Raw genomic sequence first — 16,918 nt, 5'->3', positions numbered from 1 at the left:
GGCAGCAGCGAGGGGCTTTTGCCCTCCTGCCCCATCAATTCTGCTCTCCAGATAGATCCTATATTTCCTGCAGCTTCTGCAATCTTTTTAATACTGCAGCGGCATGGCCATCCACTTTGACCCTCCTCCAGATGTATGCTATCTTTCCCTCTGGATCGATGAGGAAGGTGGACCTGACAGTCCCATAGCTCTCTTTGCCGTACATCTTCTTCAGCGCCCAGGCCCCATAAGACTCGGTGACCCTATGGTCCGGATCGCTCAAAAGCGTCACCTTCAGGCTGTGCTTGGCGGCGAACTTCTCGTGGCTTGCAGGACTGTCCCGGCTGATTCCCACCACCTCTGCGCCTAGCTTGCGAAAATCCGGCAGATGGGCAGTGAAGTCCATAGCCTCTCGGGTGCAGCCGCTGGTGTTATCCTTGGGATAAAAGTATAAGACCAGCCATTTGCCGCTATGGGCATTAAGGCAGATCTCCTGACCCCCTGCTCCGGGCAGACAGAAGTCCGGGGCAACATCGCCAATCTCTATCATATTTAGCGCCATCCTCGATGATTCTAATAATTGATAGGATTGGAGAAGTGAAAATAAAAGGCTATGGGAAGAAAGATAATATAACTGTAGGACGCGCAGATTTCGCACATTAGCCAGATTCTATCCAAAGGGCTTTCATAGGAAGATTAAAATTGTATTATCTCATCTATAATGCTAATAGCATGAAGGTGGAATTGTGAAGGCAGCAATGGCAGTATTAATTGTCCTTGGAGCGGCATCGCTTTCCCTTCTGGCCGCGGATGGCATCGAATCTGAAGGGCTTACTATCACCGGATCTGCTACACCCATATCTGGCCCAATGAATATGGATGCTCAGGGCATGGAGGATAAGATCGCTGATTTGCAGAGCGGTTCCGTATCCAACGCCAACCAGTCAAATAACAAGCACAGCACATTCTTTAGCATCGGTATTGATACTGTCCAATCGAATGGCTCAACTGTCGATCTATCAAAGCTCATCAATCTATCCTCCAATGATTCCACAAATTCCAGCGCTGAAAATGCCTCGATCATTAAAACAAGAACACTGAACTGGACTGCGCTCAACACCACTGCTTTTAATGCAACCGCAGTCAATGCTTCTGACCGGATCGGGTCCGGCAAAGATTCAATGTATTCATCATCCCAGGGCGGATTGGGCAAGAGCAAGATCGGATCCAGTATGTCCCTGGAAGGGGATTTCGAGGTTCAAAGATCGTCGAGTTATTAAAATATTTATTTTTTTAAATTTTGTATCTAAATTCAGACTGGTATCCCCCTCGCTAGCCAGGAAAATTTTTGGGCAAGTTGAAAATGCGTGATCTAAACAAAGAACTGGTAAAATAGGAATCTTTATATGGTATTATTGGTTTTCTGCCAACATCAAGAGGAATAATTGAAGAAATACAAGATAGATGTGGGCGATAGCTTGGAGCTGGATGAGGTAGATAGGACCATTCTCACTAACCTTCGAGAGGACAGTCGCATGAGCCTGCAGGAGATATCGCGGAGGTCAGGCATTGCCGATGCAACCGTCCAATTCCGTCTGAAGCGCATGAAGTCCCAGGGGGTCATTGAGCGGTTCACCATCAGCGCCAGTCCCGCGGCCACTGGCTATACAGTAACCGCCATCATGCTGGTCCAGACCGACTCCGAGAGCCATGATCGGGCGGTTCGGGCTCTGGTTTTGATCCCGGAGATAACCGAGGTCTACGGAATATTAGGAGAGTACGACCTCTTCCTCAAGGTCTGGTCTCGTGGCCTGGAAGAGCTGAAGACCATCATCAACGACCGCATCCGTTCCGTTGAAGGGGTTAAAAACCTCCTGGAGATCGTGGTCATGGATCGGGTGAAAGAAGAGAGCCCTCCTGTCTAGGATGCATTGAGAATATCGAGCAGATTAAGCTAGCAGAGAATTGAGCAGTTGAGATTGAGCTGTTAAGGAACTGAGGTGATATGTGGCGCACATCCAGGGGCATCGCTGAGAAGATCACAGCCACCGGCCCCCTTTGGGTCAAGGAGGCAGCAACAAATGGATTCAATCGGGTAAGCTTCTTCAGCCAGCTGCAGGGAATGAAGATCAGCGATCGGGAGGGAAATGCTGTGGGCAAGCTATCAGACCTCGCCCTCCAGCCTGGGGATACCCTGCTGGAGATCTCGCGCATCATCTATACCTCCAACATCCTGAGAGAGAAGGTCATCCTACCCATATCCAGCGTTGGCAGCATCAACGGCGATATCCGCCTGGATGTGTCCAGGGACGAGATCCCTCCGGGAAGGCTCTCTGAGAATGAGCTCCTGGTTACCGAGACCATTCTTGACCGGCAGATCGTGGATATAGACGGCTTGAAGGTGGTGAGAGTAAACGACATCCTCCTCGGCCAGGTAAAGAGATCCCTCTGCCTGGTAGGGGTGGACGTCGGTTTCAAGGGGATAATCAGGAGGCTGGGACTTGGCGGCCTTTCTGGCGGCCTGATGGCAAGACTGCCCAACCGCATTGTACCCTGGTCTTATATCGATCCCCTCGATCCCAACCTGCGAAGCCTTCACCTCAAGATCTCCAGAAAGACCATCAATGACCTTCATCCCGCGGATATAGCCGATATCCTGGAGGAGCTGAACAACAGGGATCGTCTTCTCATTCTCGACTCCCTGGGCGAGGAGACAGCCGCCGAGACCATGGAAGAGGTGGACCCGGAGGTCCAGGCCACCATGGTCAATCAGATGGAGAGCGACGATGTGGCTGACATCCTGGAGAACATGAATCCCGACGATGCAGCCGACCTCCTGGGGATAATGCCCGAGAACAAGGCCTCTGAGGTGCTGGAACTGATGAACGAGGTGGAGGCGGAGGAGGTCAGAGAGCTGATGGCCTACAGCAATAGCTCTGCGGGAAGCCTCATGACCACCGATTACGTTGCCGTCCCCTCCGGATGCACGGTATCGAATATCTTCTCCATTCTGAGGAGATCGGGAAAAGAGGTGGATATGATCTATTACATCTATGTCCAGAGCGATTCAGGTCAACTCTTGGGAGTCATGTCTCTTCGCGACCTGCTCTTGGCCGAACCCGATGATATAGCGAGCACCGTCATGAAAAAAGAGGTCCTGAGCGTACTTCCCACCTCGACCATCGAAGAGGTCACTAACCTCCTCTCCAAATACGATTTCCTGTGCGTGCCCGTGGCGGACGAGGAGGGCAGGATCCTGGGGATAGTGACCTTCGACGATGCTTTAGATGAGATAATTCCCGAAGACCTCAGGAAGCGCATGCCCTGGAACTACCATAAGCTGCGCAGGATCCGAGGGATGGACTGATGCAATTGGGTATTGGCCTGAGGGGCAGAGCTCCCCAGATATCCCTGGCCAGGCTGGCCGTGTTCCTGGCCATCATCGGGCCGGGGATAATCACCGCCAATGTGGATAACGATGCCGGCGGAATCACAACCTATAGCATCGCCGGGGCTCATTTTGGATACTCTCTCCTCTGGCTTCTCATACCCATAACCTTCGCCCTGTTCGTGGTGCAGGAGATGTGCGCCCGGATGGGCGTGGTCACGGGCAAGGGTCTGGCCGATCTCATCCGGGAGCGATTCGGGGTCAAGCCGACGGTGGTCCTCCTCCTCGGTTTCATTATCGCTAACCTCTGCACAACTACTGCGGAGTTCGCCGGGGTGGCGGCGAGCATGGAGATATTCGGAGTGAGCAAATATGTATCCGTTCCCGCGGCCGCGGTCCTGGTCTGGTCGATCGTGGTCATGGGCAACCGCCGCTCTTTAGAGAAGGTATTTCTCATCGCCAGTTCGGTCTACATCACCTATATCATATCCGGGTTGATGCTGAAGCCCGACTGGAAGTTCCTTTTCACCCAGACGGTCACCCCCAGCCTGAGCCTGGAGTCAGGGTACCTCTATATGGTGATTGGGATCGTAGGAACGACCATCACTCCCTGGATGCAGTTTTACCTCCAGTCCACCATCGTCGAGAAGGGGATCAAGATCTCCGAGTATAAATACACCAAGTGGGATGTCTATGTGGGCTGCCTGATCACTGACGTCGTATCGTATTTCATAATATTCACCTGCGCCGCTACCATCTTTGCGGGCGGAATAAGGATTGAGACGGCGAAGGACGCAGCTCTTGCTCTATTCCCTCTGGCTGGCGAATACTCCGCATGGCTGTTCGCCTTCGGACTTCTCAATGCCTCCCTATTTGCCGCATCCATACTGCCCCTCTCGACAGCCTATTTCCTATGTGAGGGGATGGGCTGGGACTCCGGGCTGAACAAGAGGTTTGGGGATGCGCCACAGTTTTACCTCCTCTTTACACTGCTGATCGCCTTCGGTGCCATCTTCATACTGATTCCCAACGCTCCACTGCTGGCGATAATGGTACTCTCGGAGGTGATCAACGGATCTTTGCTGCCGATGGTGCTGCTTTTCATCCTCATTCTGATCAATGACAGAAAGATCATGGGAAAATACACCAACGGAAAGCTCTTCAATCTGATCGCCTGGAGCACAACCATTATCATGAGCATCCTCACTGTTCTCTTGGTGGTGACGACCATCTTTCCCCTCTTGGGAGGATGATTTAAGTGGTGCCTAGAAGAGAAATATATCGAAGGCAAAGATAAAGCAATATTGGAGCGATAACTGAATTAGAAGGTAAAGCGGGCAATGGCAAACGAATGAAATAGGAGGCAGTATCTTGCAGGAACCGGGAAAAGAGGATTATTCGTCAGATCGTCAATCCAATAGCAGCGCTGATACTTCCATCAAGCCCTCGCCTGCTGGATCGCCTTCTGCATCGCCCTCAATCCAATCAGAAAAAGAGCCGGATATCCCGACCTCAGACTCTGATTCAGTTCCAGTTCCCAATGGGTCGGCCACTTCTCCCGAAATGCAGCAGACTCGAGAGCTGCCCAGGTTTACAGTGATAGAGTATGATGAGAATCACTTTCTAGAGACGGAGACCAATGAGGTTGAGGACTGTCTGATATTCCGGGACCGGCCCTATATGATATGGATCAACGTGGACTGTCCCCGGCAGGTGTATTCTCTGGAAAAGCTGGGAGCATGCTATGGATTGCACCCCCTGGTCCTGGAGGACATTCTGACCGACCAGCGCCCCAAGGTTGAGGATTATGAGGACTACATATTCATCGTCCTCAAGATGCTCTACTATGAGGAAGCGGAGGATGATGATGAGATAGGGGACTTCAATATCGACATGGACCAGGTGAGCATAATCTTCGGCAAAAATTTTATAATATCATTTAAGGAAAAGGATGTGGATATATTCCGGCCCCTCAGGGAGAGGCTGAGGACGTCCAAAGGCCGGATCAGAAAGCAGGGTGCCGATTACCTTGCCTACTCCATGATCGATTCGATCGTCGACCACTACTTTGTGATCATGGAGAAGCTGGGCGATAGGTTCGAGGAGCTGGAGGACTCAGTGGTCTCCAATCCTGAGCCGGGAATCCTGCCCGCCATCTACAATCTGAAAAGGGATATGCTCTTTTTGCGAAAGTCGGTCTGGCCTCTCCGGGAGGCAATAAGCCGCATGCAGAGAATGGACTCGCACCTCATATCGGAGACTACCAGGATCTACTTGAGGGACGTGTACGACCATACCATCCAGGTGATCGAGAACATAGAGACATTCAGGGATATGTCAGCTTCGCTTTTGGAGACCTATCTCTCCAGCCTGAGCAACAAGCTCAATGAGGTGATCAAGCTCCTGACCATCATCTCCACCATATTCATCCCTCTGACCTTCCTGTCCGGGCTTTACGGTATGAACTTCACCCACATGCCGGAGCTGGAGCACCCCTATGGATATCCTGCAGTCCTGGTGCTGATGCTGCTGGTGGTGGCGGTGATGCTGGCATACTTCTACCGGAAGAAATGGATCTGATGAATGCCAAAAAAAATCGTTTTGAAGAAGCTTTAAATATTCATTTTCCCTCCCCTCAACGATGGACTTATCTCGTGCGATGAGTCTGGCCGATCCTCAGCTTTTAGCAGACCAGATTCAGTATAAGGTGGATTTGATGGCCGGAAGGCATGTAGATCTTGCCTCAATTCAGGTGCTGGCAGATGCCATTCATGAGATAGATACAATATCTATTATAGTAAACTTGATAGTAATAATATTTATAATATTTATAGTCAGAGCTGTGGCAGAAATCGTGGATCAGATGCTGCGAACTCATATCCCCAGAGTCATAAACCGGGCGGAGGTAAGAATGGACGAGACCATGCAGCTCATGATCCGCAGGATCGCCTCCGCCACCATTTATCTGGCTGGCCTGATGCTGGTCATACTGCAAATTCCACAGCTGCATAAGGTCGCCACCGCCATGCTCGCCGGAGCGGGGATCTTAGGCCTGGCCGTAGGCTATGCGGCCAAGGACTCCCTATCCAACTTCACCTCTGGGATATTTATCGCCATATTCCAGCCCTTCCGGGTGGGGGATCTGGTGGACTTCAGAGGCGATTATGGCCAGGTCGAGGATCTGACCCTGAGGCATACGGTGATTCGCACTGCAGATAACCGCAGAATCATTGTTCCAAACAGCATCATTAGCACAGAGCCTGTCATAAACTGGACGATCAGGGAGAAAGAGATCACCTGGTCGGTGGACTTTGATCTGGAGAAGGCGGCGGACATAGATCGGGCGAGGGAGATAATTCTGGAGAAGGCGCGCGGCCATTCTCAGGTTCCAAAGGACAGGCCATTGAGCGTTCAGCTCATAAGCTCCAAGAGTGCAGAACTGGTCCTCAGGCTGGAGGTAACAGTTCCGGGGAGAAATGTGGCCAGCGCGGTGGGCAATGAGATCCGAGAAGCAGTGATCAAGGAGCTTGAGGCCCAGGGAATATAGCTCTCAATCATGCCCAGTCAGGCTACGGCCACCTTTCTGGAGATGACGGCTCGAAGGGGCTCGATCTGACCGCGTTTGGCGCTGATGGGAGCAACCCGATCCTGCCACTGAGTCCAGGGTGGGAGCATCCCCAGACGCTCGCAGATCAGGTCAAGTGCTCCATCCCTGTCCTGCTTGGCTATTCGGTCCATCTTGTTCGCTGCCAGGACCGAGTCGAGGCCTAAATCGTCCAGAAACTCCCAAAGCTCTATCTCCATCGGCACCTCGCCCCGGCCCTCCCAGCGGTCGGCTATGTCCAGGAAAGATGCGGCGTCAATTACCTGCACTGCCAGGAGAATCTCCCTGGCATGCTCTTCAAAATAATGGACGATCAGATCTTTGGTCTTCTCCTGGTCGGCTTTGGTGGTTCTAAACATAAAGCCATAGCCGGGCATATCCACATAGAAGATGTTGCCTACCTTGGTCTTGAACGGGTACTGGGTGATACCAGGACGCTTGCCGATCGGAACCTTCTTTCCCGTGAGCTCCCAGAATAAGGTGGATTTGCCGACGTTGGACCTGCCGATGAGGACAACTTCCTTGGACATGGCATTAAGAGGAAGGGCAAGATTGAAAAGGATGCCTATCTGAGAACAATAGCATAAATGACGGAAGGGGAAAAGGATCCAAAAGAGGTCGCAGTTCTGCTCTTGAAGGCTACGATGCTCCCCGACGGAGAGGTCTTCCCGCGGTTCGATCAGCCGAAGTACACCCCGGCAGATTATACCCGCATGGCCTGCCACATTCTTTTCCGGTGTCAGCGGTGCGGGACATGCTGCACCACCGGAGACCCCATCCGCCTGCGGCCCGAGGATGCTGCACAACTGGCAAAGCATCTCAAAATCCCCCTGAACAGGGCCCTGAAAAAGTACACCATTCCCGATCCCAAAAAGCCCGGAGTTCTGGACTTCAAGCACATCCTGCCCTGCAAGTTCTATGACCGATTGGCGGGCGGCTGCAAGATCTATGCTGCCCGTCCCTGGTCCTGCCGCATATTTCCATTCCTTGGGGTCTACGGCTCTTCCGATCAGGTGGTAGTAAACCCGTCCTGTCCGGGGTCAGTGGAGACTATGGAGATTTTAACCCGGGCGATGGAAGAGGTACAAAGGGAGCAGGAGGGATATTCCCCCAGCACAGAGGAGATCAGGCGGAGCAAAGAGCATCTGAGGAGAGTTCTGGATGAGCTCTGAACAACAATGGTGGAGTCGGAGCTAGACCTCTTCTCCGAACACCTCCACCAGCGAATCCCGAGCCCTCTTCATCACTTCAGTGGGGCAGGTCTTGTAAGCCTTTTTCAGCGGCTCTATCGCCCTCTCATCCCCGATCTCACCCAGGCTCCAGGCCGCCCAGGCTCTGATCTCCTCGTCATCCTGGCTGAACATGACCTCTATCAGAGCATCTAGGGCTTTGTCGTGGCCTATCTCCCCCAGAGCAGTCACGGCAGTATAGCGCACCTTCCATTCTTTGTCCGGCAGAGCGGCAAGAGCTAGATCTGCGGCTCTCTCCCCTTTTATCTTTCCCAGGGACTTCAAGGCCTCGCAGCGTACATCCACCTCATCATCTTGCAGGGCACGAGTGAGGGGTTCAATGCCCTCTTCGCGGGCTATCTCTCCCATGTAGGCTGCCGCCCTTCGCCTAACCTCCGCACTCTCATCTGTCATCAGCCGGGCCACATCCGGCAGGGATTGAGCATAGCCGATCTTCGCGAGGCCGGTGGTGGCCATCCCCCGGACCTCGGGATCGTCATAGCTCAGAAGATCTCTGAAAGCCTCTGCTGCCTCTAAAGCGCGGAGGGCCATCGCCGCCCTCAAGCGTACATCCCTGGAGCCGTCTCTTTTCATGGCCAAAACCAGAGGCTGTACTGCCTCCTGATTGCCCAGTGCCTCCATAGCGGCTGCGCTCCACTCGCGAACCACATGATCCGGATCACTGAGCAGGGCATAACAGAGAGGCTTTAACGCCCTGGCAGATCCTGTCTTGCCCAGGATCCAGGCGGACTTGTAGCGCAGGTCTGAGAACTCGCCCTTCTCCAGGGCTTCAGCAACGGCATCAACCGCCTCGTCACCCAGGTTTACCAGGGCCCATGCCGCTTTCTGACGTTCAAAATAGTCATCGCTCTGGCCGAGCTTCTTTATGAGTTCATGAGCCTTGTCCATGCCGATTCATGGGCATGGCAGTCTATTAAGCTTTGTGCAAATAGAATTCAATTGCATGCAAATGTTTAAGCGTTAAAGGGCTGCTTCGGCAGACATTGGACAGGAACAGAAAACATGGGATATCTATTCGGACCTGTGCTCTCCCGCCGCTTGGGGCTATCCATGGGGGTGGACCTGCTCAGGCACAAGACCTGCAATCTGGACTGCATCTACTGCGAGCTGGGCCGGACCGATTGCCTGACCTGCGGACGGGGACGGTTTGTACCTCCGCAAAAGGTGCTCGGGGAGATCAGGGAGAAGAGGAATGAGCCCTTCGACTACCTGACGTTTGCCGGTTCGGGAGAGCCGACGTTGAGCCAGGATCTGGGAAGGGTGGTGGCCTTCGCTAAAGAGACCGTCTCCCGCCCAGTGGCGGTGATCACAAACAGCACCCTTCTTACCAGCCCTGCAGTTCGAAAGGAGGTTGCAGCAGCGGATATTGTCCTTCCCTCCCTAGATGCCGCTTCTCCCGCTGCCTTCCAGGCGATAAACCGGCCTGATCCGGGCCTGAAGATCGAGGAGATAATTCAAGGCCTCAAGGAGTTTCGCCGGGAGTACTCGGGAGAGATCTGGCTGGAGGTGATGCTGGTGGCTGGGATCAATGACCATGAGGCAGATCTCATAGCTCGAGCGGCGGAATCGACTGAGCCGGACAGAATTCAGCTGAACACCGTGGTCAGGACTCCGGCAGAGCCGGTCCGACCCCTGAGCGAGGAGGAGATGGTTCGGATGCTGGAGATCTTCCCAGGAGCTGAGCTGATTCCCGACTGGGACTGGAGGGTCCCGGTTGATATTCGCAACAGAATCCTGGACAGCTTATGCCGCTCGCCCTCTACCCTGGAGGAGATCTGCCGCCTTCATGATCTTACTGATAGCGATGCCATCAAATACTGCAAGATCCTGGAGCACGATGGTCTGATCACCAGAAGGATCGAAGGAGGAAAGCTCTGCTTTCTGGGAAGCAAAAGCCGTGGCAGAGGATAACTAAAAATCCTCAAATGGATGGTTTTCGATGACGGAGAATAATGAAAATTGCGAGACATGCACTCATCAGGGCACCTGCCCCAGCCGGAATAGCGGCGAAGCAGTCACATGCGAAGTTGACCCGGGGAGCAAGATCAAACATAATATCATCATCGCCAGCGGCAAGGGTGGAGTAGGCAAGAGCACGGTATCGGTCAACCTCGCCCGGGCCCTCTTGCTGGATGGATTTAAGGTCGGCATTCTGGACGCCGATATCACCGGCCCCAATATTCCAAAGCTCCTGGGAATTGAGGATCGTAGTCTGGTGCTGGGGGAGGAGGGGATAAGACCTGCCGATGCCGGCGGCATCAAGGCAGCCTCCATGGCCCTAGTTCTATCCAGCCCCGACTCGCCCGTGGTGTGGAGGGGGCCGATGAAGATGGCCGCCATCAAGCAGTTCATCCAGGATGTAGACTGGGGAGAACTCGATTTTCTGATCATAGACCTCCCACCAGGCACCAGCGACGAGCCTTTAAGCGTGGTGCAGCTCATCCCCGACCTGGCTGGAGCGATAATTGTCACCACTCCTCAGGAGGTCTCTTTGCTTGACTCCCGCAAAGCAGTGAATATGGTCAAGACGATGAAGCTTCCTGTTATTGGAATTATCGAGAACATGGCGGGCCTTATGTGTCCCCACTGCCATCAACGGATCGATATCTTTCAGAGCGGCGGCGGGGAGAGAATGGCAGAGGAGATGAATGTGAGATTTCTGGGATCCATTCCCATTGATCCCCAGGTCTGCTCACTGGGCGATGCCGGCCAGACCTTCGTGGAGGGAGATACACCTGCCGCAGATATCTTCCGCCTTATTGTGGAGAGGCTGAAAAATATCCTGAGATAGCTACTGCCTTGGGGCTAGACTATTTTTTAAAAAAATTTGTTGAGATCAGTATGTGCTGAGCTCTCCCCGGAAGAGCATCTGCTGCAGCTTTGGTATACTCCCCAGCCACTCGTCCAGAATCTCTGTGGCCCCATCCTGCAATGACTTTATGTCCACTCCTTCCTTGGGGACGATCTGCACGCTGGCGATATGGGGCTCGTCGATGGGCTTTCCTATCTGTGATAGGATCTTAATGTAGACCTCTTCGATTCCCTGGACCTCGGCGGCGATCTGTTTTGCTGCCTCGATGGACAGGAGGTTATAGATCTTTCCAACGTGGTTGATGGGGTTCTTTCCGCAGGTCGCCTCCAGGCTCATGGGCCGGTTGGGAGTGATGAGGCCATTGGCCCGGTTGCCCCGGCCCACTGCACCGTCGTCTCCCATCTCCGCTGAGGTTCCAGTGACTGTGATGTAGACCGATCCCTCTTCGATGTTGTCCGCCACATTCATCTGGGCAAATACCCTGCGGGAGGTGAACTGCTTGGCGAAATCAATCACATGCTCGACAATTTCCCTTTTCGTGTCTGCATACTCTTTCATGTTAGCCACATACCTGTCCACCAGGGCGCAGGCGATGGTGAGGTTGATTTCATCTCCCTGGCGCATGCCCATGACCTTGATGTCTTCGCCAATGGCGGGAATGCTCTTCTTGAGATTCATCAGTTCTCGCTCAGTGTTATAGACGATATTCTCCGTCTGGGAGAGGGGGGCATAGCCAACGCCAAAGGAGGTATCATTGGCGGAGGGGACCTTCCGACCGAAGACGTCGCGCAGATCAGAGGAGCCCATCCCTATCTTCGCATCGAGGATGACGTGGTTGTTGACATCCAAATTGGAGAGGGACTCAACAAGGAGCTTGCGCGCCGCTTTGATGGCAATGGTGTCCACCGGGATCTCCTCCTCCTTGAAGACCCTTGTGGCCCTGCCGGTGAGCAGAATATACAGCGGGCAGATGACCTCGCCGCCTCCAAATGCCGGTTTAGACCTTCCAGCCACTATCTGGGTTTTATCAGTGTTGTGGTGCAGCACCGCTCCAAATCTATCAAGGTACTCCTGGCATAGAGCCCGACTGATGGACTCTGCGAGGCCATCTGCTACGCTGTCCGGATGGCCTATTCCCTTGCGCTCTACCAGCTCTATCTCCTGCTGCTCCAAAGGCCTTTGATTGAGGCGTTCAACCTTGATGTTTCTCTTCATGTCATTTCCTCGAATGCCGTTTCATTGACAAGCTTTTAAGGCAGTTCCACAAATTAAAGAGGTGCACTGTCATATTAATGCTTTGCACTGCAGCCCAATTGGAAAATAAGCCCAAATGGCCAGATGGAGGAGGTGGCTTCCTCTCCCCTGATTCTTTGGCCTACTGAGTCAGGCCCACCTGCCACTTGAGCATTCTCTCCTCCACCACATAGCGGAAGGTACGATCTATAGCCAGGCCCAGGAGACCCAGGACGATCATGTACATGAATACCTCGTCCATCCGGTAGTGGCCATAGGAGTCCCAGATCTTGAATCCCAGGCCATTCTTGCTGACCCCGAACATCTCGGCGGCGACAAGGCACATCCAGGCAATTCCCATGGCAATCCTTATGCCTGCTGCAATGGAGGGCAGAGAGTAGGGCAGAGCAACATACCTGATCAGATCGAGATCTTTGGTTGCACCCAGAACCTTTGCTGACTCGACATACACCCGGGGAAGGCTCTTGAAGCCCATGTAGGTGTTGGTCAATATGGGAAACACAGCCCCTATGAATATGATAAATCCTGCTGCAGTATTGGTAATGCCAAACCAGATGATGGCAAATGGGATCCAGGCCAGTGGCGGTATGGGGCGCAGTATCTCCACGATTGGATCAAAAATGCTGTCCAGAAACTTAAACCATCCCATTATCATTCCAATGGGAAGGGCAATTAAAAGACCGCCCGCCATGCCGATGGCGAAATGAAGTGCGCTGACTGGCAGGTCATCCAAAAGAATAGACCGCCAGTTTTCCATAAAGGCAAAAACAACCTGGGAGAAGCTGGGCAGAATCAATCTGTCATCAATGAGAAATGCTGCCGTCTCCCAGAGAGCAATCAACATAAAAATGGAAAGGACAGGAATGCCCTGGTCTCTCAGGACACGCGAGATCCTACTCCCACTAGCTTTTCTCAGTTCAGCTCACCCTCTCGTAGAAGCTGGTATCGAAGAGATCTTCCTCTGTCAGCTCCCTTTGAGTATACTTCATCTCATAGTCGACTCTTGCATATTCTACCGTTGAGGGTATTTGCAGATTTGGATCGCTGACCCACTCGCCGTCCCAGTTCTCAATGGAATGCTCAATTTCAGTGATATTCGCATTGGTTTTTCTGGAATAGATCTCTGCGGCCTCTTTCGGATGAGTATTGATGTACTCTGTCGCCTTTATATGGGTCTTTATGATCTGCTCTACCAGTTCAGGCTGCTCTTGGATGAGCTTGTCTGTGACCACCAGACTGCAGCAGGCATGGTCAGGCCACATCTCGCCTGATGCCACCACCACCTTGCCCTTGCCGTTCAGTTCCACAATGGATGGGGCTGGATGGGGAAGGAATACTCCATCTATTCTGCCTGCGGATAGAGCGCTCATAGCAGGTCCTGGGTCCATGGCTTTGATATCCACTTCTGAGACTTCAACTCCATTATCCGTAAGCCACTTCTTCATTACAGTGTCCTGAATTGACCCGGGCGGGAATGTGCCTATGGAGAGGCCTTCCAGGGATTCCGGTCCGCTGTAGGCCAAGTCTGGCCGGACCACCAGGTCTGAACCCTTGATGTTGACTGCGGCCACTATCTTGGCCGGAAGTCCAGCAGCTATGGCTGAAATGGGCGGAGCCGTTCCGACGTAAGCAATATCCAGCTCTCCTGCGACCATGGCCTGCATCTCCGGAACTCCTGTGGGAAACTCAAACTCTTTAATCTCAGTTATGCCAAAGGGCGAAAGGTCCTCCGCCCACCAGCCCATCTCAGAGGCAACCATCTCGGCAATCTGATGGGTGCTGGGCTGGTAGCCTATGCGCAGGGTGGTAATTCCTGCGGAATTCTCTGTGAGATTAGTGCTTTCGGTCTTCTCAGGAGGGGATATGCAGCCCAAGGTTAGTACCACCACTGCTGCCAGGGTGGCTATCAACACGAATTTCCTCAATGCGATCACCTATACCTATCTAACCTGCCTAAACCGTCTATGTCTACCTATGCCTACCTAACTGTACCTTGATTATACCGACTTATGGTCATCTGGGGAAAGATCGGTATAAAGCATTTTCCGGTCATGCTACAGCAATTTCCCCATCTGGACAACTGAGTGGACATATACTACAAAATGGCCAAAGAATGAGGGGACAATCGGCAGATTGAAAGGGAAATGCGGATGATGAAATAGTATGGTATGCAAGGAACTCCGTTCGAGCATCCCAAGCGAGCAGGCCAGACAAGGAGAGCGGCAGAGCAGGTCGCGCAGGTGAAGAATGGCAAGCATAGTGGTCGGAAAAGAATTCTCCGAAATACTGGAGAGGATAGAGCGGAGCGATGCGGTTGTCCTCACCGCAGAAGAGGTATCCCGTCTGGTGGAGGATGAGGATAGGTCAAGCCTCGAAGAGGTGGACGTGGTAACCACCGCTACCCGGGCGGTGATGAGCGGGACATATGCCATTCTCTCCTTTCCGGTTGCCGAGCCGGGATCCTTCCAGAGGGCGAGGAACGTTTGGCTGAACGGCATATCAGCCCAGGTGGGTCCCTGTCCTAATGAGAACCTGGGGCTACTGGATCTGATCGTATTCGGGACCGCCTGCAGCCGCGACCGGCCGGATTACGGCGGAGGCCATCTATTTCGGGATCTGGTGGAGGGGAAGACGATTCAGGTGGAGGTCCAGACGGACGAGGGAGGATTGCTGCAGGCGGAGGCGGGGCTGGAGGATATGCCCCAGGCCCGCATGTTCGGCTCCCGCCATGCCTTCAAGAACTACTCCGCTTTTGTCAATCCCGGCTCCCGGTCGGTCAGGACCATCTTTCATGCCCGGGGCTTTGAGCCTCACTGTCAGGGGGCCACATTCTCCGGCTGCGGCCAGATCAATCCCCTGAAGTGTGACCCCCTGCTGGAGACGATTGGCATTGGGACGCGCATTCTCCTCAACGGGGCAGAGGGCTACGTCCTTGGCACAGGAACCCGCAGCAGCCGCGACAAACCAAATCTATCCGGTTTTGCTGATATGCATCATATGACCGCGGAGTACATGGGCGGATTTGTCACCGGCCTGGGGCCGGAGTGCATATGCTCGTTGGCTGTGCCCATCCCCGTGACCAGCCCCACAATACTAGAAGAGATCGCTCGCAGAGATCGGGAGATCGCCCTGCCGGTAAATGACATCAACACCCGGACGGTGATAGGCCAGGCCAATTATGGGGATGTCTGGGAGGACGTGGACCTGGAGGTGGAGTTTGATCCGCAGCGGTGCAGGGGATGCAAAAAATGTCTGGTGGAGAGGGCCTGCCCCATGAGGGCCGTCCGCTACGATCAGGAGGCGCGGGTGGCCATCCGGGATGGGTCGCTCTGCTTTCATTGCGGCCTGTGCGTGACCGAATGTCCGAACGGCGCCTTCCGCTGTCGTCTGGGAGCGTTGCGGATGAAGACCTCTTCGGGAAGCGTCCGCTCTGTGCCGGTGGTCCTGCGCCAGTCGGACAGGCTCAGAGCTGTGAAGCTATCCGGGGAGCTGAAAAGAAGGATTCTGGAAGGATCGTTCAGGATGGCTCCGCCGATAGAGCGGATCGGGTGAACCTTTCGATTATCTGCTCTGGGCCAAGGTCAATTATGGGGACGATGGCATTGCCCGCCTCCACCTTCGCCACCACCACGCCCTGCCCTTGAAGGGCCCTGGTCAAAGCTTCGGGATCATCGACCTTCTCCACCTCTCTGATCCCTGCCCCCCGGGCGACGGCGGCAAGGTCGGTGCAGTAGCAGGTGCAGGTGGGCTGCGAGCCGGTAGAGCCGTAGCAGCAGTTGTCCAGGATCACCAGCAGAAAGTTTTTCGGGCCGTGAAGGGCAATTGTGGCCAGGGTCCCCAGGTTCATGAGAACTGAGCCGTCGCCGTCAAGGACCATCACCCTTCTCTTGGGCTTTGCCAGGGCCAGGCCCAGGCCGATGGAAGAGGCCATGCCCATGGAGCCGAGCATATAGAAGTTCTCCTGCCGGTCGCAGATGGAGTACAGCTCCCGGCTGGGAAAGCCGATATTCGAGATCAATAGGGCATTTTGCCCCTGGGCGGATTCGGCTGCTAAAGCGATGGCCTCTATACGCTTCATGCTCGCCTCCAGTAGTCCAGGTCCAGGAGAACGGCTGCTGGATGACGCTTTTCCTGGGCCTCTTCCCAGGATGCCACCACAGCCTCCTCACCCTCTCCGCTTGCAGGAGCTTGGTAGGGGATATCCAGGGTCTGCAGAAGGGGGACAGTGAGCCGGCCCATGGGCACCTGGCCAACTATCGGCTCGCCCTTGCCGCCGCGGTGGCTGATGATTATGAGCAGAGGAATGCCGTAGAGCATGTCAAGCGAGGCCAGGGCATTGATGCAGTTTCCCAATCCCGAGTTCTGCATGAGCAGAGCGGGCCTTCGTCCTCCCATCCAGGCACCGGCGCACAGGCCTACCCCCTCCTCCTCCCGGGTGGCGGGAAGGTGGATGATATCCGGGTCTTCGCCCAGCAGTGTCAGGAGCTCTTGCAGGTTGACGCAGGGTACAGAGGCGGCGAAGTCTATCCCGGCACGCTTCAGGCCGCGGTAGATGGCGAGGCTGGGGGACATATTTGTTGCATTGGCGCTGATTGGGGAAAAAGGTTATTGCACAATTTATATCGTCCCAT

Annotated in this window: 18 protein-coding genes; 10 read left to right on the top strand and 8 right to left on the bottom strand. The window is 54.0% G+C overall.

All coding sequences use genetic code 11. The annotated features are described in order from the left end of the window. Positions 1-58: 58 nt before the first annotated feature. Complete coding sequence (locus MCON_RS12060; RefSeq protein WP_013720236.1) at positions 59-529, bottom strand: peroxiredoxin; 471 nt, start codon at positions 527-529, stop codon at positions 59-61. A 208-nt stretch (positions 530-737) separates the two neighbouring features. On the opposite strand from MCON_RS12060, the gene MCON_RS12055 reads away from it, so the two are divergent. The 6 genes from MCON_RS12055 (at position 738) to MCON_RS12030 (ending at position 6,914) form a co-directional block, all read left to right on the top strand. After that, positions 738-1,259, top strand: coding sequence for a hypothetical protein (locus MCON_RS12055; protein WP_048132438.1), 522 nt, complete (start codon positions 738-740; stop codon positions 1,257-1,259). 165 nt (positions 1,260-1,424) lie between these two features. Next, on the top strand, positions 1,425-1,904 hold the full coding sequence (locus tag MCON_RS12050; protein ID WP_013720234.1) for an Lrp/AsnC family transcriptional regulator: 480 nt from the start codon (positions 1,425-1,427) through the stop codon (positions 1,902-1,904). Between the two features lie 80 nt (positions 1,905-1,984). Beyond that, positions 1,985-3,346 (top strand): magnesium transporter, encoded by a 1,362-nt coding sequence (locus MCON_RS12045; protein ID WP_013720233.1) that lies wholly within the window; start codon positions 1,985-1,987, stop codon positions 3,344-3,346. Next, positions 3,346-4,620, top strand: coding sequence for an Nramp family divalent metal transporter (locus MCON_RS12040; protein ID WP_013720232.1), 1,275 nt, complete (start codon positions 3,346-3,348; stop codon positions 4,618-4,620). Before MCON_RS12045 ends, MCON_RS12040 begins: the two co-directional genes overlap by 1 nt. 118 nt (positions 4,621-4,738) lie before the next feature. Beyond that, positions 4,739-5,947, top strand: coding sequence for a magnesium/cobalt transporter CorA (gene corA, locus MCON_RS12035; RefSeq protein WP_157863806.1), 1,209 nt, complete (start codon positions 4,739-4,741; stop codon positions 5,945-5,947). 61 nt (positions 5,948-6,008) lie between these two features. Then, positions 6,009-6,914 carry a mechanosensitive ion channel family protein gene (locus tag MCON_RS12030; RefSeq protein WP_052297576.1) on the top strand — a complete coding sequence of 302 codons (906 nt, stop codon included), beginning with the start codon at positions 6,009-6,011 and terminating at the stop codon, positions 6,912-6,914. A 17-nt stretch (positions 6,915-6,931) separates the two neighbouring features. On the opposite strand, the gene engB is transcribed toward MCON_RS12030, so the two are convergent. Then, positions 6,932-7,501 (bottom strand): GTP-binding protein EngB, encoded by a 570-nt coding sequence (engB, locus tag MCON_RS12025; RefSeq protein ID WP_013720229.1) that lies wholly within the window; start codon positions 7,499-7,501, stop codon positions 6,932-6,934. Between the two features lie 57 nt (positions 7,502-7,558). Between engB and MCON_RS12020 the strand changes: the two genes are divergently transcribed. Then, positions 7,559-8,143, top strand: a complete 585-nt coding sequence (locus MCON_RS12020) for a YkgJ family cysteine cluster protein (protein ID WP_013720228.1) — start codon at positions 7,559-7,561, stop codon at positions 8,141-8,143. Positions 8,144-8,164: 21 nt separating this feature from the next. Here MCON_RS12020 and MCON_RS12015 read toward each other — a convergent pair whose 3' ends face one another. Continuing rightward, on the bottom strand, positions 8,165-9,109 hold the full coding sequence (locus MCON_RS12015; protein WP_013720227.1) for a HEAT repeat domain-containing protein: 945 nt from the start codon (positions 9,107-9,109) through the stop codon (positions 8,165-8,167). A gap of 114 nt (positions 9,110-9,223) precedes the next feature. Between MCON_RS12015 and MCON_RS12010 the strand changes: the two genes are divergently transcribed. Then, positions 9,224-10,132: a radical SAM protein gene (locus MCON_RS12010; protein WP_013720226.1), complete on the top strand. Its 909-nt coding sequence runs from the start codon at positions 9,224-9,226 to the stop codon at positions 10,130-10,132. Positions 10,133-10,160: 28 nt separating this feature from the next. Next, positions 10,161-11,012 carry an Mrp/NBP35 family ATP-binding protein gene (locus tag MCON_RS12005; RefSeq protein ID WP_013720225.1) on the top strand — a complete coding sequence of 284 codons (852 nt, stop codon included), beginning with the start codon at positions 10,161-10,163 and terminating at the stop codon, positions 11,010-11,012. A gap of 45 nt (positions 11,013-11,057) precedes the next feature. On the opposite strand, the gene MCON_RS12000 is transcribed toward MCON_RS12005, so the two are convergent. The 3 genes from MCON_RS12000 to MCON_RS11990 form a co-directional block, all read right to left on the bottom strand. Beyond that, positions 11,058-12,248 carry a methionine adenosyltransferase gene (locus MCON_RS12000; RefSeq protein WP_013720224.1) on the bottom strand — a complete coding sequence of 397 codons (1,191 nt, stop codon included), beginning with the start codon at positions 12,246-12,248 and terminating at the stop codon, positions 11,058-11,060. 160 nt (positions 12,249-12,408) lie between these two features. Further along, on the bottom strand, positions 12,409-13,131 hold the full coding sequence (locus tag MCON_RS11995; protein WP_013720223.1) for an ABC transporter permease: 723 nt from the start codon (positions 13,129-13,131) through the stop codon (positions 12,409-12,411). Between the two features lie 73 nt (positions 13,132-13,204). Beyond that, the gene (locus MCON_RS11990; protein ID WP_052297612.1) at positions 13,205-14,212 is read right to left on the bottom strand and encodes an ABC transporter substrate-binding protein; all 1,008 of its coding nucleotides are present in this window, start codon (positions 14,210-14,212) and stop codon (positions 13,205-13,207) included. Between the two features lie 322 nt (positions 14,213-14,534). Between MCON_RS11990 and MCON_RS11985 the strand changes: the two genes are divergently transcribed. Further along, on the top strand, positions 14,535-15,839 hold the full coding sequence (locus MCON_RS11985) for a methanogenesis marker 16 metalloprotein (protein WP_013720221.1): 1,305 nt from the start codon (positions 14,535-14,537) through the stop codon (positions 15,837-15,839). Here the strand turns inward: MCON_RS11985 and comE are convergent. Both comE and comD read right to left on the bottom strand, forming a co-directional pair. Beyond that, on the bottom strand, positions 15,805-16,365 hold the full coding sequence (gene comE, locus MCON_RS11980; protein WP_013720220.1) for a sulfopyruvate decarboxylase subunit beta: 561 nt from the start codon (positions 16,363-16,365) through the stop codon (positions 15,805-15,807). The genes MCON_RS11985 and comE overlap by 35 nt on opposite strands. Next, complete coding sequence (comD, locus tag MCON_RS11975) at positions 16,362-16,859, bottom strand: sulfopyruvate decarboxylase subunit alpha (protein ID WP_013720219.1); 498 nt, start codon at positions 16,857-16,859, stop codon at positions 16,362-16,364. Before comD ends, comE begins: the two co-directional genes overlap by 4 nt. Between the last annotated feature and the right edge of the window lie 59 nt (positions 16,860-16,918).

The sequence above is a fragment of the Methanothrix soehngenii GP6 genome (assembly GCF_000204415.1).
Classification (GTDB): domain Archaea; phylum Halobacteriota; class Methanosarcinia; order Methanotrichales; family Methanotrichaceae; genus Methanothrix; species Methanothrix soehngenii.
The sequence above is the reverse complement of the archived record's forward strand: the minus strand, read 5'-3'. Positions and strand labels throughout refer to the sequence as shown.